This window comes from Streptomyces sp. GDS52 (assembly GCF_052246875.1).
GTDB classification, from domain to species: domain Bacteria; phylum Actinomycetota; class Actinomycetes; order Streptomycetales; family Streptomycetaceae; genus Streptomyces; species Streptomyces cathayae.
On the sequence record NZ_CM125966.1, the window covers coordinates 1853271 to 1873414 of the forward strand.

Annotated in this window: 13 protein-coding genes; 9 read left to right on the top strand and 4 right to left on the bottom strand. The window is 73.1% G+C overall.

Going from position 1 to position 20144, the window contains the following annotated elements; all coding sequences use genetic code 11:
- Positions 1 to 11: 11 nt before the first annotated feature.
- Positions 12 to 1547: a type VII secretion protein EccB gene (gene eccB / locus ACTWJ9_RS08310; protein ID WP_279333505.1), complete on the bottom strand. Its 1536-nt coding sequence runs from the start codon at positions 1545 to 1547 to the stop codon at positions 12 to 14.
- 227 nt (positions 1548 to 1774) lie between these two features.
- On the opposite strand from eccB, the gene eccE reads away from it, so the two are divergent.
- Both eccE and ACTWJ9_RS08320 read left to right on the top strand, forming a co-directional pair.
- Positions 1775 to 3091, top strand: coding sequence for a type VII secretion protein EccE (eccE, locus tag ACTWJ9_RS08315; protein WP_279333506.1), 1317 nt, complete (start codon positions 1775 to 1777; stop codon positions 3089 to 3091).
- A complete protein-coding gene (locus tag ACTWJ9_RS08320; RefSeq protein ID WP_388705777.1) occupies positions 3088 to 3915 on the top strand; it encodes a hypothetical protein in 828 nt (275 codons plus the stop codon). Before eccE ends, ACTWJ9_RS08320 begins: the two co-directional genes overlap by 4 nt.
- 76 nt (positions 3916 to 3991) lie before the next feature.
- Here ACTWJ9_RS08320 and ACTWJ9_RS08325 read toward each other — a convergent pair whose 3' ends face one another.
- Complete coding sequence (locus ACTWJ9_RS08325) at positions 3992 to 5149, bottom strand: RNA-guided endonuclease InsQ/TnpB family protein (RefSeq protein ID WP_279333508.1); 1158 nt, start codon at positions 5147 to 5149, stop codon at positions 3992 to 3994.
- A 23-nt stretch (positions 5150 to 5172) separates the two neighbouring features.
- Between ACTWJ9_RS08325 and tnpA the strand changes: the two genes are divergently transcribed.
- The 7 genes from tnpA to ACTWJ9_RS08360 all read left to right on the top strand — a co-directional run bounded on the left by tnpA (position 5173) and on the right by ACTWJ9_RS08360 (position 15295).
- Positions 5173 to 5601 (top strand): IS200/IS605 family transposase, encoded by a 429-nt coding sequence (gene tnpA / locus ACTWJ9_RS08330; RefSeq protein ID WP_387037444.1) that lies wholly within the window; start codon positions 5173 to 5175, stop codon positions 5599 to 5601.
- Between the two features lie 351 nt (positions 5602 to 5952).
- Complete coding sequence (locus ACTWJ9_RS08335) at positions 5953 to 8820, top strand: SCO5717 family growth-regulating ATPase (protein WP_443295517.1); 2868 nt, start codon at positions 5953 to 5955, stop codon at positions 8818 to 8820.
- A gap of 295 nt (positions 8821 to 9115) precedes the next feature.
- Positions 9116 to 11029 (top strand): ABC transporter substrate-binding protein, encoded by a 1914-nt coding sequence (locus ACTWJ9_RS08340; RefSeq protein WP_387037448.1) that lies wholly within the window; start codon positions 9116 to 9118, stop codon positions 11027 to 11029.
- An 18-nt stretch (positions 11030 to 11047) separates the two neighbouring features.
- The gene (locus ACTWJ9_RS08345; protein ID WP_279333512.1) at positions 11048 to 12121 is read left to right on the top strand and encodes an ABC transporter permease; all 1074 of its coding nucleotides are present in this window, start codon (positions 11048 to 11050) and stop codon (positions 12119 to 12121) included.
- Positions 12118 to 13155 (top strand): ABC transporter permease, encoded by a 1038-nt coding sequence (locus ACTWJ9_RS08350; RefSeq protein WP_443295518.1) that lies wholly within the window; start codon positions 12118 to 12120, stop codon positions 13153 to 13155. The genes ACTWJ9_RS08345 and ACTWJ9_RS08350 overlap by 4 nt, the downstream gene beginning before the upstream one ends.
- Positions 13152 to 14264, top strand: coding sequence for an ABC transporter ATP-binding protein (locus ACTWJ9_RS08355; RefSeq protein ID WP_279333514.1), 1113 nt, complete (start codon positions 13152 to 13154; stop codon positions 14262 to 14264). The genes ACTWJ9_RS08350 and ACTWJ9_RS08355 overlap by 4 nt, the downstream gene beginning before the upstream one ends.
- The gene (locus ACTWJ9_RS08360) at positions 14261 to 15295 is read left to right on the top strand and encodes an ABC transporter ATP-binding protein (RefSeq protein WP_443295519.1); all 1035 of its coding nucleotides are present in this window, start codon (positions 14261 to 14263) and stop codon (positions 15293 to 15295) included. Before ACTWJ9_RS08355 ends, ACTWJ9_RS08360 begins: the two co-directional genes overlap by 4 nt.
- A gap of 26 nt (positions 15296 to 15321) precedes the next feature.
- Here ACTWJ9_RS08360 and ACTWJ9_RS08365 read toward each other — a convergent pair whose 3' ends face one another.
- Positions 15322 to 16275: a bifunctional riboflavin kinase/FAD synthetase gene (locus ACTWJ9_RS08365; RefSeq protein WP_279333516.1), complete on the bottom strand. Its 954-nt coding sequence runs from the start codon at positions 16273 to 16275 to the stop codon at positions 15322 to 15324.
- Between the two features lie 188 nt (positions 16276 to 16463).
- Complete coding sequence (locus tag ACTWJ9_RS08370; protein ID WP_443295520.1) at positions 16464 to 20033, bottom strand: trypsin-like peptidase domain-containing protein; 3570 nt, start codon at positions 20031 to 20033, stop codon at positions 16464 to 16466.
- Between the last annotated feature and the right edge of the window lie 111 nt (positions 20034 to 20144).

Below are 20144 nucleotides of genomic sequence, written 5' to 3' on the forward strand. Positions count from 1 at the left end.
GGCGGCCTCCGCTACGAGCCCTGCGGCTGGCGTGCCGCGGCCGTGGACAGGCGGGGGCCCGTGGGGAGGAACGCGGACCAGGCGGCGGGGATCGGCGCGGGGTCCACGTCGGCGTAGCCCAGGCGTGTCTGGGCCTGCTGGGCCTCCTGCTCCAACTGCTTCTTCTCCTCGGCCGACATGCCGATCCCGGCGTCGTCGGTGGCGCTGTCCGCGTTGGACTGCAGGACGTAGCGGAGGCCGGTGTCGGTGACCAGGAAGACGGGGCCCGCCTTCGTCTCCGCGCCCTTGAACTGGCGGTAGAGCTGACCGGAGCCGGGCGTGACGTAGGCACTGGAGGAACCGGCGGGGAGGTCGGCCGGGAAGTCGGTGCCCGCCCAGGTGCTGAGGGTGGTGGCGCCCTTGTCGCCGACGCCGCGCAGGACGTTGCAGACCGTGTTGCGGCTGCCCTTGGTGTCCGCCGCCGAGTTGACCGCTTCGGGGGTGCCGGTCGGCCAGTCGTGTTCGGTGCCGAAGGGCTCGCCCGGGACGATCGCCCCGGGGCTCATGTCCAGTGCCTGGCCGGCCTGCCCGACCTGTGCCAGGTCCTTGCTGAACAGCAGGAGTTGGGCGACGAAGGCGGACACCGGCGCGACCCGGCCGGGCAGTACGACGTAGTACTGCTCCTTGTTGTTGTCGAACGCCTTGAGCACCGTGCCGACCTTGTCGGCCGACTCGCCGAGCTTGCCGGGGGCGTTCGCGGGTGTGCCGGGCGTGCTCCCGACGTCCGGGAAGGTGATCGGGTCGCCCTGGTGGAGGGTCGCCAGCCATTCGCGGGACACCCGCTGGGGTTCGCGTCCGGAGCCGACGACCGTGCGCAGCAGCAGTTCCAGGTCGGCGCCGGTGTCCACCTCGTCGATCCGGTACGCCGTGCCGCCCGGGTCCACGACGAAGCGCTTGCCGTCGGGGCCTGCCACGTAGAGCAGTTCGCCGCCGGTCAGCTTCTGCTTGCCCTCGGTCAGTTCCTTCTCGCGGTCGGCGAGGACCAGTGCGGCCTTCTGGATGGACCGGCCGCCCGCGCTCGGACGCTCACAGACCGCCCACCGCTTGGCGGCGCCCGCCTCCTTGTCGGAGGGCAGACGGTCGGGGGCGTAGGGGATGCCGATGGTGAGGCCGTGCGGGAACTTGCCGCTGTCCAGGAGCGATTCGCTCACGGTGACGACATCGCCCTTTCCGGGGGCGAGGAGGAGCTTGGCGGACGCCATGTTGAGCACGGGGTGCAGTTGGGCCTCGTCGCCGGTCTTCAGGACGACGTACCGGGTGGTCGACTTGCTGGCGATGATCACTTTCTCGTTGGGGGTGTCCCAGCCCTTGGGCGCGGTGGGCTTGAACATGCCCCAGGCGCCGAACACGGCCATGACGATCACGCCGATGACGAGTCCGGGCACCACGCCCCGCAGGGGGCGCGGCGCACCTTCGTCGGAACCGTGCGGGAACGACTGGACGAAGGCCGCGAGCAAGCGGCGCTTCGCGAAGGTGTAGGCGTTGAGTTGATCCCGCCGAGATGCCATTGGTGAGTGTCTCTCCCCGTGTCCCGCCCGTGTGCGTCCGTGTCCCGATCGTGTCTGTCCGGGCAGTACCGGGGATCGCCGTCCCCTGCCCGCCGATGTCGGACGCGGCCCCTACTATGCCTGGTGTGAGGGGGGAGTTGGGGACCGGGTAGGGTGCCTGGGCCCTTCGGAGCCTGGTGCGGTACCGGAGTTCCAGCGAGTTGCGGGCGAATTGGGGGGATGGAGTGATGGTTGCCGGAACGCGGGCCTCGAGCCGTGACCGGACGGGGGCACGCGGCTCCGCCGGACCGGGGTCGCGGGCGACGCGGCAGCCGTCCGCGCGAGGCGGTCCCCATCTCAGGCTGCGTGCGGGACGGCCGGGTTCGTTCCGGCTGCAACGGATCGTCCTGCTGGAGCTCGCGGCAGCCGTCCTCCTCACCGGGTGGGCCATCGGCACCCTGGCGCTGGTGCCCGCCGCCGTGGTCGCCGTCGCGTTGGTCCTGCCGGCCTTCGTCCGTCGCCGGGGCCGTTCCCTGCCCGAGTGGGTCGCCACGGCGCGGGCCCTGCGCGCCCGGCGGAAGCGCGCCCCGGAGCTGGTGATAGCGCCCGGCACCGAGCCGGGACTCGCCCCGGCCCTGGAGTGCGATCCGAGCCTGCGCACGTACGCGTACGGCGGCCGAGAGCGGCGGCCCGTCGGCATCATCGGGGACGGGACCTTCGTCACCGCGGTGGTGCAGGTGGAGGGGGACGCCACCGCCCTGCGCGCCGAGCGGAGCCGGCGGCCGCTGCCGCTGGCCCTGGTGCGGGACGCGCTCGAGGTGGACGGGATCCTCCTGGAGTCGGCGCAGATCGTGCTGCACACGCAGCCCGCGCCCGCGCTGCACCTGCCGCGTCAGTCCGTGGCCGTCAGCAATTACGCGCCGTTGCAGGAGCAGACCGGCGCTCCCGCGGTACGGATCACCTGGATCGCGTTGAAGGTCGCCCCGGAGCTGTGTCCGGAGGCCGTGGCGGCCCGGGGCGGGGGCCTGGTCGGCGCGCAGAAGTGCGTCGTACGGGTCGCCGACCACCTCGTCAGCCGGCTGACCGGCGCCGGGTTCCGCGCCACGGTGCTCGACGAGGAGGAGCTGACGTCGGCCATCGCCACGTCGGCCTGCGCCAACCCGCTGGTGACGGCCGAGGCGGGGCGGGCGGACCGGCACGAGAGGCGCACCGAGGAGTCCAGCCGGAGCTGGCGCTGCGACAACCGCAGGCACACCACGTACTGGATCCGCAAGTGGCCGCACCTGGGCGGCGACCGCGGGAGCTCGCTGCCCCAGTTCGTCGCGCGGGTCACGGCGGTTCCCGCGCTCGCCACCACGGTCAGCCTCACCCTCGCGCGCGCGGACCGGCGGGAGATGTCACTGCGGGGCCATCTGCGGATCACCGGGCGCAGCGCCGAGGAACTGACCGAAGCACGACGTGCGGTGGAGAGCGCCGCGCGGGAGGCCGGCGCGGCGCTGACGCGGCTCGACCGGGAGCAGCTGCCGGGCGTGCTCGCCACTCTGCCCCTCGGAGGTGTCCGATGACCGCCATGACGACACGGACCGCTGACGGGCCGGAGGGGCCGGACGGACCCGCTGCGCCGGGAGCCGGGAACGTACCGAGCGGTGCACGGCCGTCGGCCGCCCGGCGGGCACGCGGCCTGCTGCACGCCGGTTTCGGCCTGCTCGGTCCACGCCACGGCCACCACACCCTGTCCGCGGAGGACGTGGACGCGCTGTCGCTGCCCATCGGGGACGACGGCGTCGTCATCGGGGTGGACGCCGAGGGACAGTCGGCGGTGCTGGGACTGAACCGGCCCACGCCGTACGATGTCGTGCTCATCGGCGGCCTGTGGACGGCCCAGGTGTTCGCCCTGCGGGCCGCGGCGACCGGCGCGCGGGTGGCCGTGGAGACCGGGCGGGCGCAGGCGTGGACCCAGATGGTCCACGCCATGGGCGGCGGTCAGAACGGGCTCGCGGTCTACGACGTGGGGCGGGTCCCCCCGCTGGGCGCCTCAGCCGGTACGCCGGTACTGGTGGTGCGCGACTGCGGCATGCGGCCACCGCGGGGGCGCGTGGTCTCCGGACCCTGGAGGTCGGTGCTGACGCTTCTGCCCTATCTCAGCCCCGTCGCGCCCCGGCTGATCCGGCAGGCGCGTCTCGTGGGCGTGCAGCGGGTGTCGCCGGACGAGGCCGGGGAGTTGGGCCGCTCGATGGGCTTGCCCCGGGGCGAGGTGGAGGCGTTGCCGACCCTCGCGGACGGCGTCACCCTCTGGTGCGCCGACCGCGATCGGCAGTACGTGATGACTCAACCGACGGACGCCGAGGTCGGGTTGCTGGGTACACCGCGACGGATGGAGTCAACTTGACCCGGCCCTGAAGGACCGGGCTTGGAGGTAGCGCCCAGCCGGCTGCTGGGGTGGACTCCTCCGTCCAGACACCCCGTTATGGGGTGGCAGGGACGCGTGACTCACGCCCCGCGTTCCACACGCTCTCGCCACGGGTGGCGATGTTGTGGGAAGCGTTCCGGTCGGCGTGGGCAACGACCCCGCACCCCCGGCAGATGAAAAGCCCCTGGTCGACCCGGTTGCGCTTGTCGACGTGGCCGCACTCGGCGCACGTCTGCGACGTGTACGCGGGATCGACGAAGACCAGGGGCACGCCCGCCCGCTCGGCCTTGTAGACGATGAAGTCTCCGAGCTGGGCGAAGGCCCAGGAGTGGAGTGCGACCCGTTGGGGCTTGCGGAGCCGTACCCGGTTGCGGATGCCCTTGAGTTCTTCGAGGGACAGGCCGCGCCCGGTGCGTTCAGCCTCGGTCACGATCCTCTTGGAGATGATGTGGTTCTGGTCGGCGGCGTGCCGCGCCTCTTTGCGGGAACGGGCCTTGAGCCGCCGCTTGGCGCTCTTGGTGCGCTTCTTCTGGAGCTTGGCCCGCAGGGCAAGCTGTCGCTTGCGGTACCGGTTGAGCCCCCGCCCGGCGGCGAGGTAGCCGGTGGAGACGGTGGCGATGTTCTCGATGCCGAGGTCCACGCCGATGAAGCCGTCCGGCTCGTATTGCTCGGCCTCGGGCACGTCACAGGTGGCGACGAGGTAGAATACGCCGTCGCGCTCGATCAGGTCGGATTCGCCCTGCCGGTGCGCCTGGAGCAGCTTGAGCGCGTCGGCGGAGCAGGCGAAGCGGATGTTCTTGACCCGGCCGTCCACGGTCCAGATGGACACGGTCCGCTGGTCGTACTGCCAGCTCAGGCACCGGTCGTCATACGGCTGGGCGGCCTCGGGGCGAAAGGTGATCGGCTTGGACTCGGCCTTGCGGCGACGCCTGGAACCGTCCTTGCCGAGGTTCCCGGCACGGATGTTGGCCTTGAGCGTGGTGTACGAGTCGCGCACCTTCTTGATGACGTGTTGCGTGGCCTGCGCTCCCAGCCCGCGGGCTTTGAGTTCGGCGTAGGTGTGCTTGCGCAGCTCGTATTCGCGCGGCACGCCGTGCTCGAACGCCACCTCCGACACCCAGTTCGCGGCGTCGTTGACCGTGCCCAGGGTGCGCTCAAGCGCGGATGCCTGCGCGGCGTCCGGCATGAGCTTGACCTGTGTCACGATCTTCATGGGCGTGATCGTAGCATTGCCCTATGTCACCACGCTGGGAACCAAACCCCGATATCCGCAGGGGTCGTAGCGTCGTCCACACCCTGCACGCGCACTTGGTCTTCACCCCTAAGCACCGGCGCGGACCGTTCACCGACGAGATCCTTCGGCGCTGCGAAGAGGTCATGCGCGACGTGTGTACCGACTTCGGCGCGGACCTGCGGGAGTTCAACGGCGAACGCGATCACGTCCACCTGCTCGTGCACTACCCGCCCAAGGTCGCCGTCTCCCGGCTCGTAGGCTCCCTCAAGGGCGTCTCCGCCCGGCGCCTGCGGCAGGAGTTCCCCGGCCACATCCGCACGTACCTGTGGGGTGAGCACTTCTGGTCGCCGTCCTACTTCGCCGCCTCGTGCGGGGGCGCCCCGCTCACTGTCATCAAGGAGTACATCGAGAACCAGAAACGTCCCGGCTGAGGTCAATAGTGCAGACCCGTGCACTCGTGCGGGTCAGAGCAGTGTCAGGAAGCGCTTCCCCCCGGGCGTGAACGCCCCGGGGTTCCGCGCTAGATCATGCTGAAGACACCACCTCTGTGCAACGTGTTCGCAGGACGGGCCTGCCGGTGTGCCAGTGGTGGCGATTAGGCTGGGACCGGACGCGACGCCAGAACCCGTGGGCCGGACGTCGGCTTCCAGGGGGGCCGGTGGGTCGGACGACCGTGATCGGACGAAATCGCAGCGCCCCAAAACGCCCTCGAACAAGTCTGGATGACGAGAAATGGTCGCCTCAGCACGGCGTGAGGGTGTTCGACCACACCAGGAGGAACTGTGAGCAGCGATCGGGACGGGACGCGCGGGGGCTGGGCCACACCCGGCGATGACCAGCCCGACGCGGAGTCCTCCGTCGAGGCGACGGGCGAGTTCACCATCGACTACGCGCCGCCGGCCTGGTACACGCAGAATGCTTCGGAGGGGTCGGGGTCTGGGAGTTTCGGGCCGGGGGCCGATTCTTCGTCCCCTTCACCCCCTTCGCCTTCTTCGTCTCCCTCGTCTCCGCCGCCCGCTCCCGCGCCGGGGGTTCCGTTCACACCGCCGGCTCCGCCGTCCGAGGGGCCGGTCGGCGTGCCCAGGCTTCCGGCGGGGAGCGGTTTCGAGCCGCAGCAGCCTTCGGAAGGGAACGAGCGGGGCGAGGCACCCGTGCCCGCTCCCCCGTCCGTGCCCGAGCCGGAGCCCGACTCCGGTAACGGCGACCTCGAGAGCGGTGCCACCATCCGGTTCTCCCCCGCCGCCCTGAAGCGGGAGATCCCGGAGCCCGAGTCCGAGACCGCACCCGAGGCGGAGGCGGAGGCGGCCCCGAAGCCGGATGCGCGGCCGGAGTCGGCCGAGGCTCAAGACGGGAACGATGACGTCGAGGTCCCCGAGGTCGCTGACGGTCTTGAGGACGAGGACATCGCCGGCGTCTCCGGAACGTCCGCGGAGGACGGTCAGGACGACGCGGACGACGCCGAGGGCTCCGAAGGCCCCGAAGACGTTGCCGCCGTGGCCGAGGCGGATGCGCCCGCACCCGGGGACGTCAAGCCGGTGGTGGGTGACGCGCCGGAGGGCGGCGTGGCCGGTTCTGACGGTGCGGACGACGGCCCGGAACCCCCAGACGGCGCAGACAGCACAGACGGCACAGACAGCGCACCTCAGGATGCCGTTCCGGCCTCCTCCGGCCCTCCGGCTCCGGCCACCTGGACTCCCCCGGCGCCGCCGGTGGCGCCGCCCCCTCCGTACCCCGCCGCCCCGGCGCCCGCGAGCCAGTGGCCCGCGCAGCCGCCGCAGGCCCCCGCGGCGGCACCGGTGCAGCCGATGGACGCGCAAGTACCCGCGCAGCAGCCGCCGTTCCAGCCGCAGGCTCCGCAGCCCGCGCCCGCCGCCTGGAACGCGCCGGACGGGCCGACGCCACCGCAGCACCAGGCGCCGGTCCCGCCCGCTCCGCAGGCCGGATACGGTTTCCCCCAGCCGGGCGTTCCCGGTCCCGGCGCCCCCGCCGGTTACGGGTTCCCGCCCGCCGGTCCCGGGCCGACCGCCCCGACTCCCCCGGCCCAGCCGGGCGGTTACGGCTTCCCGCAGCAACCGCCTGCGCAGCAGCCCGTACCGCCGCAGGCGCAGCCCCAGCAGCCCCTGCCGCCGCAGCCTCAGCAACCGCAGGCCGCCCAGCAGGGGTTCCCCCTCCAGCAGCCCCAGCCCCAGTCCCAGCCCCCGCACGCCGGTCAGCCGCCGCAGCCGCCCGTCGACCCCCGCATCGGGGCCGCCTGGCCGCAGCCGATCCAGCACGACCAGCGGCAGCAGACCAACCCCGGTGCCGCGCCGCTCGGTTACACCGCGGCCGTGGAACTGTCCTCGGACCGGCTGCTCAACAGCAAGAAGCAGAAGGCGAAGAGCAGTCGGCCGGCCGCGGGCGGGTCGCGTTTCAAACTGGGCGGGAAGAAGGAGGAGGCCGAGCGGCAGCGGAAGCTGGAGCTGATCCGTACACCGGTGCTGTCCTGCTACCGGATCGCCGTGATCAGCCTCAAGGGCGGTGTCGGCAAGACGACCACGACCACCGCGCTCGGCGCCACCCTCGCCAGTGAGCGGCAGGACAAGATCCTCGCGATCGACGCCAACCCGGACGCCGGCACGCTCGGCCGCCGGGTGCGGCGGGAGACCGGGGCCACCATCCGTGACCTGGTGCAGGCGATCCCCCACCTCAACTCGTACATGGACATCCGGCGGTTCACCTCCCAGGCCCCCTCCGGTCTGGAGATCATCGCCAACGACGTCGACCCTGCCGTCTCGACGACCTTCAACGACGAGGACTACCGGCGGGCCATCGACGTGCTGGGCAAGCAGTACCCGGTCATCCTCACCGACTCCGGTACGGGTCTGCTCTACAGCGCCATGCGCGGGGTACTGGACCTGGCCGATCAGCTCATCATCATCTCGACGCCGTCCGTGGACGGCGCGAGCAGCGCCAGCACGACGCTGGACTGGCTGTCGGCCCACGGGTACGCGGATCTCGTCTCGCGGTCGCTCACGGTCATCTCGGGTGTGCGCGAGACCGGAAAGATGATCAAGGTCGACGACATCGTGTCGCACTTCCAGACCCGTTGCCGGGGTGTGATCGTCGTACCGTTCGACGAGCATCTGGCCGCCGGTGCGGAGGTCGATCTCGACATGATGCGGCCGAAGGTGCGGGAGGCGTACTTCAACCTCGCGTCGCTGGTCGCCGAGGACTTCGTCCGGCACCAGCAGTCGCACGGCCTGTGGACCTCCGACGGCAACCCGCCGCCGGTCGCCGCCCCGCCGCTGCCGGGGCAGTACGTCCCGGGGCAGTACGCCCCGGGTCAGCACATGCCGGGACAGCCGTACCCCGGACAGCCGGGCCCGTACCCCCAGCAGCCGCAGCCCGGCCAGCCGTACGCTCCTCCCGGCCACCCCGGCCACCCCGGCCACCCCGGTCAGCCCCACCCGCAGCAGGGCCAGGGCCACCCCCAGCCCCCCGCACCGCCCGGCCCGGCATACCCGCCGCAGGCCGCTCCCGGCCAGCCGTACCCCCAGCCCGGCTACGGCTATCCGTACCCGGGCCCGCCCGGCCACCCGGAGCAGCACGGCGGGGGGCAGGCACCACCCCCGCAGGCACCGCCTCCGCAGGCACCGCCCCCACAGCAGTAGGGAATGTCACCCGATCGGCCCCTTTCGAGGGGCCGATCCCGTTTCCGGCCCGCACCCTTCACACACAGATGCAGGATCTCCCGTATTCGGGGTGCGGCACAGCGTCAGCCGCTGGCCAGGGGCGCTTCAGTGGTCTCGACCAATGGGTGCACAGCACTCGCCAATTCGTTGTTTTCGCAGGCCACATGGGGTGTGCGTGCCGTTGACTCCCGCCGGACACCGCTGATAGACACTCACCACTCACCTGATCAGCCAGTCCTACCCGTGCGAGTGATGACGCGAGGTCAGCGACCCTATGGACACGAACGATCAGTACGGCGGTCAGCACGAGACCGGACGTCCGGGCACCGGACCACGGTCCGGACCACGGCCGGGCAGCGGCGTTCCGCGTCGAATCCGGCTCGCCACGGCGGCCGGTGCGGCCGCGCTCGCCCTCACCGCCGGGCTCTCGACCCCGCTCGACCCGGCGCCGCGGCAGGCCCGGGCGGCCGACGGCGGGAAGCAGACGCTGACCGTCGCGGTGGCGCAGAGCGTCGACTCGCTCAGCCCGTTCCTCGCGGTGCGGCTGCTCAGTACGAGCATTCACCGGCTCACCTACGAGTATCTGACCAACTACGACCCCGAGGACAACCGGGTCGTCCCGGGGCTGGCCACCGAGTGGAAGTCGTCCCCGGACAAGTTGACCTGGACGTACACCATCCGCTCCGACTCGAAGTGGTCGGACGGGCAGCAGGCCACCGCCGAGGACGCGGCGTGGACGTTCAACACGATGATGACCGACGAGGGCGCGGCCACGGCCAACGGCAGCTTCGTCGCCAACTTCGAGGAGGTCACCGCACCGAGCCCGACCGAGCTGGTCATCCGGCTGAAGAAGCCGCAGGCCACCATGACGGCGCTGGACGTGCCGATCGTGCCCCGGCACGTGTGGGAGAAGGTCGACGACTTCTCGAAGTTCAACAACGACAAGGACTTCCCGATCGTCGGCAACGGGCCGTTCGTCCTCACCGACCACAAGCCCGACAGCTATGTGCGGCTGGTGCCCAACAAGGACTTCTGGCGAGGGGCGCCGAAGTTCGACGAGCTGCTCTTCCGGTACTACAAGGACCAGGACGCGGCGGTGTCCGCGCTGCGCAAGGGTGAGGTGTCGTTCGTCGCCGGGTCGCCGTCCCTGACGCCGGCGCAGGCGGCCTCGCTCCAGAACGAGAAGAACATCAAGGTCAACGACGCGCCCGGCCGCCGCTTCTACGCCCTCGCCACCAATCCGGGCGCGAAGGCCAAGAACGGCGAGAAGATGGGGGACGGGCACCCTTCGCTGCTGGACCAGCGGGTCCGCAACGCGCTGTTCCGGGCGGTGGACCGGAAGACCATCATCGACAAGGTGTTCCAGGGCCACGCGGAGCCGGGCGCGGGCTACATCCCGCCGCGGTACGGGCAGTACTTCTGGGAGCCGTCGGCCGACCAGGAGCTGGCGTACGACCCGGCGGAGGCGGCCCGGCTGCTCGATCAGGCGGGCTACGAGAAGAACGGTGACGGCAAGCGGGTCGGCAAGGACGGCAAGCCGCTGAACTACCGGGTCCTGTGCCACGCCACCGACCCGAACGACAAGGCCATCGGCAAGTACCTCGAGGAGTGGTGGGGCGAGCTCGGCATCGGGATCACGCTCAGCTGTCTGGACAACGTGACCGATCCATGGCTCGCCGGCGAGTACGACCTGGCCTTCGACGGCTGGTCGGTCAACCCCGACCCCGACTTCGTCCTGTCGATCCACACCTGCGGGGCGCTCCCGGCGACCCCGAAGGACACCGGTGCGACCGACAACTTCATCTGCGACAAGAAGTACGACGAGCTGTACGCCCGGCAGCTGGCCGAGTACGACCCCGCCGAACGGGCGAACATCGTCCGGCAGATGGAGTCACGGCTGTACGACCTCGGGTACATGAACGTCATGGCGTATCCGAACGCGGTCGAGGCGTACCGCACCGACCAGATCGAGTCGATCACCACGATGCCGAAGAAGGCCGGCAACCTCTACGGCCAGGACGGCTACTGGAGCTGGTGGTCCGCGGTGCCGGCGGGCTCCGGTGAGGCATCCGGGGACGGGTCGTCGACGGGGGTGGTCGTCGGGATCGCCGCGGGTGCCGTCGTCCTCGTCGGACTGGGGGTGTTCGTGGCGATGCGGCGGCGGGCCACCGCCGAGGACCGCGAGTAGGGCGGGCGACGGGTACTCATGACCGCCGACGCGACATCCGCTCCGGTCGAGGGCACGCGGACCGCCGGTCCGGCGAAGGACGGACCGGCGGCCCGCGGGCCGCGCGCCCGCACCACCACCGCGTACCTGCGGTACGTGGCGGGCAAGGTGGCCGGCGCGGCCGTGTCCCTCCTGGCCGTCCTCGTCACCAGTTTCTTCCTCTTCCGGCTGATCCCCGGCGACCCGGTGAAGTTCATGACCGGCGGCCGTCAGGTCTCGGCCGAACAGCTGGCCGCCTACCGAAGGGAGTTCGGGCTGGACCTGCCCTTGTGGCAGCAGTTCACCGACTACTGCGGCAAGGCGCTCACCGGGGATCTGGGAACCTCGTACCAGTTCAACGCACCGGTGATGGACAAGGTCACCGAGGCGTTGCCGAACACGCTGCTGCTCACCGGTACCGCCTTCGTCCTCTACACGGCGCTCGGCGTCGTGCTCGGCACCCGGTCGGCGTGGCGGCACGGACGGCTCGGGGACCGGGTCCACACGGGGCTGGCTCTGACGCTGTACTCCATCCCGTCCTTCTGGCTCGGGCTGCTGCTGATCATCACGCTGTCGGTGGGCGTCGGCCCGGTTCCGGGGCTGTTCCCCACCGGCGGCATGGAGTCGGGCGGTGAGGAGGGCTTCGCCCGGGTCCTGGACGTGGCGCACCACCTGGTGCTGCCGGTGCTGACGCTGGTCGCGGTGGAGTACGGGCAGACGCTGCTGGTGACCCGGTCGGCGCTGCTGGACGAGATGGGCAGCGACTATCTGACCACCGCGCGCGCCAAGGGGCTGCGTGACGACCTCGTACGGCGCAGGCACGCGGTGCCCAACGCGCTGCTGCCGACGGTGACGCTGATCTTCATCAACCTCGGCCGGACGGTGGCCGGGGTGATCCTGGTGGAGACGGTGTTCTCCTGGCCGGGGCTCGGCGGGCTGTTCTACCAGGCGCTGAGCGTGCCCGATCTGCCGCTGGTGCAGGGGCTGTTCCTCGTGTTCGCCGCCGCGGTGATCGTGATGAACACGCTGGCCGATCTGATCTATCCGCTGCTCGACCCCCGGGTGGGCCGATGACGACCGACAACGACACGACAGGGAAACCGACCGCTCCCGGCGTCCCGGCCGACGACGGGACGCCCCCGGCCCCGGACACGCTCGCGGCCGCCCCTGTCACGCTCGCGGCCACCCCGGCCGCGGCGGGGAAGGGACCGGCGGCCACGGGCCCGCGCGCGCTCGCGTGGCGGCGGCGCCGGGACTCGGCCGCACGCTTCTGGCGGCAGTACCGCACCCACCGGGCCGGTGTCTTCGGCCTGGCGGCGCTCCTGCTCTTCGCCCTGCTCGCGCTGGCCGCTCCCCTGCTGGTCGGCTCCGACGTGGACAACGTGACGGACGCTCCGGGCAGCCCGATGGAGAGCCCGAGCACGGAGTTCCCCTTCGGCACCGACCAGTTCGGGCGGAACCTGCTCGGTCTGGTGATCTGGGGGGCGCGGGTGTCCCTGCTGGTGGGGCTGCTCGCCGCCGTGCTGTCGGTGGCGATCGGCACCCTGATCGGCGTGACGGCGGGGCATTTCCGGGGCTGGTACGCGACGGTGATGATGCGCGTCACCGACTGGTTCCTGGTGATGCCCACCCTGGTGCTGGCGATCGCGCTGGCCACCGTGATGTCCCGCTCGCTGGTCACCGTCGTGGTGGCGATCGGGGTGACCACCTGGCCGACGACGGCCCGGCTGGTGCGCGCGCAGACCCTGGCGGTGGAGACCCGGCCGTACATCGAACGCGCGCGGGCGCTGGGCGGCGGGCACTGGCACGTGATGTCGCGCCATGTGCTGCCCAACGTGATGCCGCTGGTGCTGGCCCAGACGACCCTGATCATCTCCGCGGCGATCCTCGCCGAGGCGACCCTGGCGTTCCTGGGGCTCGGTGATCCGACGGTGGTGTCGTGGGGCGGGCTGCTGCAGGACGCGCGGGAGGCGGGCGCGGTCAGCGCCGGCCGCTGGTGGTACCTGGTGCCGCCGGGCATCGCCATCGCCGTGGTGGCGCTGGCCTTCACACTCTGCGGGCGTGCCGTGGAGTCCGTCCTCAACCCCAGGCTGGGGGTGTCCCGTTGAGCCTGCTCGACGTCAGGGACCTGACGGTGACGTACGCGGGCGGGGCCGCCGCGGTGCGCGGGGTGGACCTGCGTCTGGAGGCCGGCCGGAAGCTGGGCATCGCCGGGGAGTCGGGCTGCGGCAAGTCCACGCTCGCGCTCGCGCTGCTGCGGCTGCTGCCGGCCGGGACGCGGACCGGTGGGCAGATCCTGCTGGACGGCGAGGACGTCCTGACCATGAAGTGGGGCCGGGTACGGGCGGTCCGCTGGGCCGGGGCCTCGATCGTGTTCCAGGGAGCGATGCACTCCCTCAACCCCGTCCACCGCATCGGCGACCAGATCGCCGAGCCGATCCTGCTGCACCGCAGGGCGACCCCGGCCGGGGCGCGGAGGAAGGCCGGTGAGCTGCTGGAGCACGTCGGTCTCCCGGCCGCCCGCGCGACGGACCACCCGCACGAGCTGTCCGGCGGGCAGCGCCAGCGCGTCATGATCGCGATGGCGCTGGCCTGCGATCCGCGGCTGATCATCGCGGACGAGCCGACCACCGCGCTCGACGTGATGATCCAGGCGCAGATCCTGCGGCTCATCGAGCAGCTGGTCGCGGATCAGGACGTGGGTCTGATCATGATCAGTCATGATCTGGCGGTCCTCGCCGACACCTGCGACCGGCTCGCGGTGATGTACGCGGGCCGGGTGGTGGAGGAGGGCCCGGCCGGACAGGTCCACGAGGCCGCCCGGCACCCCTACGCCCGTGCCCTGTCGGCGGCGTTCCCCCGGATCGGCGACCCGGCGTCACGCTTCGCACCGCGGGGGCTGGCGGGCGACCCGCCGGACCCCTTTGCGCTGCCGGCCGGGTGCGCCTTCCATCCGCGCTGCCCGGTGGCCCTGGAGTCCTGCGCGGTCGAGGACCAGGCACTGCGGCCGGCGGGGCCGGGGCGGCGGGCGGCCTGTGTACGGGTCGCGGAGGACACCTCCGGGGACACACGGGCCCACGAGCCCGAACGACACGGACCCGAACGGCAAGGACCCGGGGCTCACGTGCCCGAACCACAGGAATCCAGTCCGCAGGAACCCGGCCCGCGGGAACCCGGTCCGCGGTCCCTGGAGGAAGTGAGGCGTACCACCCCATGACGGCCTCCCCCACTGTCGTCCCCGGCTCCCCCGACTTCACCGGCACGCCGCCCCTGCTGAGCGCCCGGGGTGTCCACGTCGTCTTCCCCGGCCGGAGCGGCGCCCCGCCCGCTCGCGCGGTGGACGGCGTCGATCTCGACATCCGGCCCGGTGAGATCGTCGCCCTGGTGGGTGAGTCGGGCTGCGGCAAGACGACACTGGCCCGTGCCCTGCTGGGCCTGGTCGAGCCGACCGCGGGGCGCGTCTCCTTCGACGGGCGGCCGCTGGACCGTTCCGGCCGCTCCCTCAAGGCGTACCGCAAGCGGGTCCAGCTGGTGCTGCAGGACCCGAGCGGTTCGCTCAACCCCCGGCACACGGTGTACGACGCGGTGGCCGAGGGGCTGCGCATCCACGGTCACCGCGGCAACGAGCGGGCGGCGGTCGCGGGGGCCCTGTCCCGGGCCGGGCTGCGGCCGCCGGAGCGCTTCTTCCTGCGGTACCCGCACGAGCTGTCCGGCGGACAGCGTCAGCGGGTGGTGATCGCGGGTGCGCTGGTCCTGGAGCCCGAACTCCTCGTCGCCGACGAGCCGGTGGCCTCGCTGGACGCCTCCGTACGCGGCGAGATCCTGGCACTGCTGCTCCGGCTGCGCACCGAACTGGGCCTGTCCGCCCTGGTGGTCACGCACGACCTGGGACTGGCCTGGAACATCGCCGACCGGGTCGCGGTGATGTATCTCGGCCGGATCGTGGAGACCGGGGCGGTGGAGCAGGTGCTGACCGCGCCCCGGCACCCCTACACCCGGGCCCTGCTGTCGGTGCTCCCGGAGGCGCCGGGCGACCCGGTGGTCCTCACCGGTGAGCCCCCGGACCCGGCCCGGATCCCCGACGGCTGCCGGTTCCACGCACGCTGCCAGATCCTGCTCGGCGGCGAGGCGGACCGGGCGGGCGTGGCAAACGCGTGCCGGACCCAGGACCTGGAGATCCTCGACGGCGGGGGCGACGGGGCGGGTGGCCAGGTGGCCTGCCACTGGGCCCGCGCGGGCGGAGTCTGACCGAGGCCCGTGCCGCCCGGAGGGGGCTACGCCGTCCCGGCGGCGGCCACCAGCTCCGCGCAGCGCCTGACGTCCGCGGCCATCTGCTCCATCAGGTCCTCCAGGGTGTCGAACCTGGCCTGACCGCGGACGAAGGCGAGGAAGTCGACGGCGACGTGGAGGCCGTAGAGATCCAGGCCGACGCGGTCGATGGCGTAGGCCTCGACCGTGCGCTCGGTGCCGTCGAACTGCGGGTTGGTGCCGACGGAGATCGCGGCCGGCATCACCTCGCCCTGGGCGTGCAGCCAGCCCGCGTAGACGCCGTCGGCGGGGATCGCGGTGTGCGGGAGCGTCTCGACGTTGGCCGTGGGGAAGCCCAGTTCGCGACCGCGCTGGGCACCGCGGACGACCACGCCCTCCACCCGGTGCGGGCGGCCCAGGATCTCGGCGGCGCCCTCGACGTCGCCCTCGGTGATCAGGCGGCGGGTGAGCGTCGAGGAGAACGGCTCGCCGCCGCCCGCCTCGCCGGTGACGTGCAGGTCGACGACCTCGACCTCGAAGTCGTAGACCTTGCCCTGCTCGGCGAGGAATTCCACGGTGCCCGCGGCCCGGTGGCCGAAGCGGAAGTTGGGGCCCTCGACGACCGCTGTGGCGTGCAGCCTGTCGACCAGGACCTTCCCCACGAATTCGGCCGGTGACAGCTTCGAGAACTCCGTGGTGAACGGGAGGATCAGGACCGCGTCCACCCCCAGCTCGGCCATCAGCTCGGCGCGGCGGTGGTGCGGGGAGAGCAGCGGCGGGTGGCTGCCGGGGCGGACCACCTCGCTGGGGTGCGGGTCGAAGGTGACGACGACCGCGGGGACACCCAGCTCCCGGGCTCGGTCCACGGCGTGCCGGATGATCAACTGGTGTCCGCGATGGACTCCGTCGTAGGAGCCGATGGTGACGACGCTGCGCCCCCAGTCCTGGGGGATGTCCTCCAAGCCACGCCAGCGCTGCACTGTGCCTGCTCCTTGTCGAAACCTTGTCGAGCCCGCGGGACCGTGGACTTCTTCTGCGCAGGTCTAAGGGTGCCATGCCGACCGCCGTCGGCCCGCATCGGCATGGGCGCTGTGACGGGGTCCACCGACTGGCACGGCCGATCACGCCCCGGCACGGCCGACCACGACCGGCACGACCGGCCGCGGGCTCAGGCGGGGACGCCCGCGCCCGCCAGGTTCTCGATCGTGCGACGGGTGCCGGGGCCCACCACGGCGGCCCACTCCTGGGGCGCCTCCGCCAGCCAGTGGGCCAGGGCGGCGGCGAAGCCCGGCACCCGCCGCCCCAGGTCGACCAGGCCGCTGTCGAAGTGGGCGGCGCCGTCGGGGGTGCGGGCGAGGAGCAGACCGGTGCGGTGGACGAGCTCACGCGCGGTGGTGCCGGAGCAGCGGGCCGCGGCGCCCAGCACCGCGGCCAGGACGGCGGGGTCGGGGGCGCGGGTGAGGAGCGGATCCAGCAGTTCGCGGCGCAGGGGCCGGGAGGCGGGGGTGCCGGGCCCGGCGAGGACACCGGCGAGGGCGGCCCGCAGCGGCTGCGGGCCGCCCTCCAGCAGGCCGGTGAGCAACGGCAGGAGTGCGTCGTGGTCGGCGTGGCCGGCCGGTTCCCGGGCCAGGCGCCGGTCCGCGTACGCGGCCAGCTCGCCCGCGAGGTCCGGCCGCTGTTCCACCGCCGTCCGCAGGAGCGCGGCGACGCGGGGGGCCAGGGCGGGCGTGGTGGCGTCGGCGAGGGTGTGCAGCGTCTCGCGTGCGTCCGGGTGGGCGAGCCTCGCGCGGAAGGCCTCGAGGACGGGCTCCGGGTGGGTGGTGAGGGCACCGGTCAGCGCGCTCGGCGGGAGGTGCGGGTCGCCGGCCGCGAAGTGGTCCAGGGCCCGCGGGAGGTGGCGGTCCCTGCTGCTCGGGTCCTGGACCAGGAGGGCGAGCGCGCCGCCGTGCAGGGGCCGGTCGGCGGTGCGCACCAGCAGGGCGAGGGCCGCGTACCGCAGCAGGGCGCGGTCGGTCACGTCGCGGGTGTGCGGCGCGGCCCGCAGTCCGTACGCCACGGCTGCCGCGCGGCGTGCGGGCCGCTCGTCGCGCGCCCACCGGTCGACGGCCCTGCACACCGCCGAGGGGTCCTCCTCCGCCAGCGCGCCGAGCAGTTGCCCGGCCCGCCGGTGCGCGCTGTCGGCGAGCGCCTCGGTGAGAGTGTCCGGGGCGCGGTGCCGGTGGGTGTGCAGCAGGGCCTGCGCCGCCGTGGCGACGGTCGCGTGCGGGGTGGCGGGCAGCGGCCGCTCGTCCTCGAACCACCGCACCAGGTGCGGGAGCACGGCGACGGGGTCGGCGGTGAACAGGCGGGCGGCGGCGTCCAGGAAACGGGGACCCGTCTCGCCCGGCGGGCCGTCGGCGTGGACGAGTCGGCGCAGCAGCTCGAAGCCGGTCTCCAGGGGCAGCGGGAGAGCCGTCCAGAAGGCCGGTCCCAGCTCCCTCGGCGTCCTTTTCCGCTGCTGCCGCCAGGCCACGACCCGGTCGGCCAGCAGCCGGAGCACCTCGGCGTAGGGGGTCGCGTCGGGCACGCATGCGAGGGTCTCGGTGAGCAGCCGGGCGGCCCACCAGGAGCCGGGGTCGGCGTCGAGGGCGTGCACCAGGTCCGCCAGCCGGGAAGCGAGCGGGCCGGGTCCGTGGCGACGGGCGAGCAGCAGCATGGCCTGGACGACGGGGCCGATCCGGTGGTGCGGGACGGGCAGGCGGTCGGTGCCGGGGCGGGCGCCGTGATCATGGACCTGATCGTGACCATGACCGTGGACGTGGACGTGGGGGCGGTGGTCGTGGACCAGGGCGCGCAGGGCCGCGTCCAGGTCGAGGTGGGTGCCGTGGAGCCAGTCGGCGAGTTCCTCGTGGGCGAAGCGGTAGCCGGTCCCGGCCGGGACGAGGATGCCCTCGGCGAGCACGGCGGAGGCCCAGCCGGCGCCCCCGCCGAGCCGGGCCGGGGCGGGCCCCCACGGGAACACCGCCTCGAACGCCTCCCGGTCCAGCTCGCCCTGCCCGGGGCCGAGACTGCGCCGGGCTGCCTCGTGCACCTGCCCGGAGACCCTGGCGGCCAGCCGGCGTACGGCGGTGCCGCGCAGCCCGCTCTCGACGGCGAGGCGCACGGCCACGCGCAGGCACATCAGGTCCAGGTGGGCGGAGAGGACGTCGTGGCGGTCGGCGCGGGCGTCCGGGGCCTGAGGGGCGTCGGCGAGGGCGGCCCGGACCTCCGCGAGCAGCCGGAGGGTCAGCGGGTGCCGGGAGTCGGCCGGGGAGCCCTCCGGGATGCCGTAGCGGGCACGCGCGTGGAGGGCCTCCTCGGCGGTCAGGTCACCGAGGCGCACACAGGCGGGGAGGTCTTCGGCGGTGGCTTCGTCCTGGTGCCCGTCCCCGTGCTCACCGGGCGCACCGGGCGCACCGTGCTCACCCCGGTGTCCGCCTCCGTCCCCGCTCCGGTGCAACAGGTCCGCGGGGAGGAGTGCGCCCGCGCTCTCCCAGTACTCCGCGCGGCACCCCACCACCAGCCGCGCGCCCGTCCGCCGCAGCCAGCGCGCCGTCCCGTCGGTCCACCGGGCGAGGCGGTCGGCCAGGACGGGCGGCATCTCCTCCGGGCCGTCGAGCAGGACCAGCAGGGGGCGGCCGGCGGTGCCGGCCAGCGCGGCGAGGCGCCCGGGGCCGGTGTCGCCGAGGCCTTCGGGGCCGCCCGGGAACGGGGTGCGGGAGGCGGCCACGATGCGGGCTGCCCGGTCGAGTGCGCGGTGGGCCGCGTTCGCGACGGAGAGGTCGTCGTCCCGCAGATCGGCGCCGCGCAGCCACAGCGTGGGCAGTCCGGCGCGGTGGCGGCGGGCGGCGAGCCCCGCGAGTTCCGTGGTACGGCCACTGCCGGGCGGTCCGACGAGACCGAGCACCGCGGCCCGGCCGCGCTCGAACGCGGCGAACTCCGCGGCCGTGGCCGCCCGCTCCACCGGCGCCACGCCTCCGGGCGCGAGGGCGCCCGACGGGCCGTCCTGGGCGACCGAGGTGGCGGTGAGTTCCAGGACTCCGGCGAGATTGAGGTCGGCGCCGTACGCCGGGACCGTCGCCGCGTTCTCGGCGAGCAGTTCGGCGAGCGGGCCCCGGGCGGGACCCAGCGGCACGGCGAAGCCGACGTCGCGGCCGCCGGAGCGGAGGGCCGTGCCGAGGACGCCGAGCACGGCTCCGGTGGCGGCGTCGAGCACCGGGCCGCCGGCCGCTCCGCCGCCGGGGCGCAGGGCGTCGCGGCCCGTGGTGCCGATGGCGAGTTCCAGCACGTCGTCGAGGGGGTGGCAGTGGTCGGTGGCCGTGTACGTCACGGGGGTCGCTCCCAGGACGCGTGCCTCGCGCCAGCACCCGGCGGCGATCCGCACATAGGTGCCGCTCTCGACGCGGTTCCGCGGGGCGACGGGCAGGGGGGCGGTGCCGAGCCCCTCGCAGCGGACGAGGGCGAGGCCGAGTTCGGGCAGCGGGGTGACGGCGTCGGCGCTCACCACGCGGTGGCGGTCGTCGGGGCCGTGCAGGACGAGGCGGGGCAGGCCGTCGACGGCCTCGTGGCTGGTGATCAGGGTGCCGCGGTGGTCGGCGGAGAAACCGAGACCGCGCGGACGGCCGGCGAGATCGTGGATACGGACGAGGACGTCGCCGGGCGAGTGCTCCCCCGCCGTCCGGACGGGCTCCCGCCCCACCGGACCGTTGCGCGACGTCATCGTCGAGCCTCCCCGCCGTGCCGTGTGCCGTGTCCTCGCCCTGCCGTGTCCTCGAGGTCCGCGAGGACGTCGAGGACACCGAGGCCATCGAGGTCCGCGATGAGCGCGATG

Coding starts and splice junctions, on each gene's coding strand:
- eccB (WP_279333505.1), bottom strand. CDS start 1,547: ATGGCATCTCGGCGGGATCAACTCAACGCCTACACCTTCGCGAAGCGC.
- eccE (WP_279333506.1), top strand. CDS start 1,775: ATGGTTGCCGGAACGCGGGCCTCGAGCCGTGACCGGACGGGGGCACGC.
- ACTWJ9_RS08320 (WP_388705777.1), top strand. CDS start 3,088: ATGACCGCCATGACGACACGGACCGCTGACGGGCCGGAGGGGCCGGAC.
- ACTWJ9_RS08325 (WP_279333508.1), bottom strand. CDS start 5,149: ATGAAGATCGTGACACAGGTCAAGCTCATGCCGGACGCCGCGCAGGCA.
- tnpA (WP_387037444.1), top strand. CDS start 5,173: ATGTCACCACGCTGGGAACCAAACCCCGATATCCGCAGGGGTCGTAGC.
- ACTWJ9_RS08340 (WP_387037448.1), top strand. CDS start 9,116: ATGGACACGAACGATCAGTACGGCGGTCAGCACGAGACCGGACGTCCG.
- ACTWJ9_RS08345 (WP_279333512.1), top strand. CDS start 11,048: ATGACCGCCGACGCGACATCCGCTCCGGTCGAGGGCACGCGGACCGCC.
- ACTWJ9_RS08350 (WP_443295518.1), top strand. CDS start 12,118: ATGACGACCGACAACGACACGACAGGGAAACCGACCGCTCCCGGCGTC.
- ACTWJ9_RS08360 (WP_443295519.1), top strand. CDS start 14,261: ATGACGGCCTCCCCCACTGTCGTCCCCGGCTCCCCCGACTTCACCGGC.
- ACTWJ9_RS08370 (WP_443295520.1), bottom strand. CDS start 20,033: ATGACGTCGCGCAACGGTCCGGTGGGGCGGGAGCCCGTCCGGACGGCG.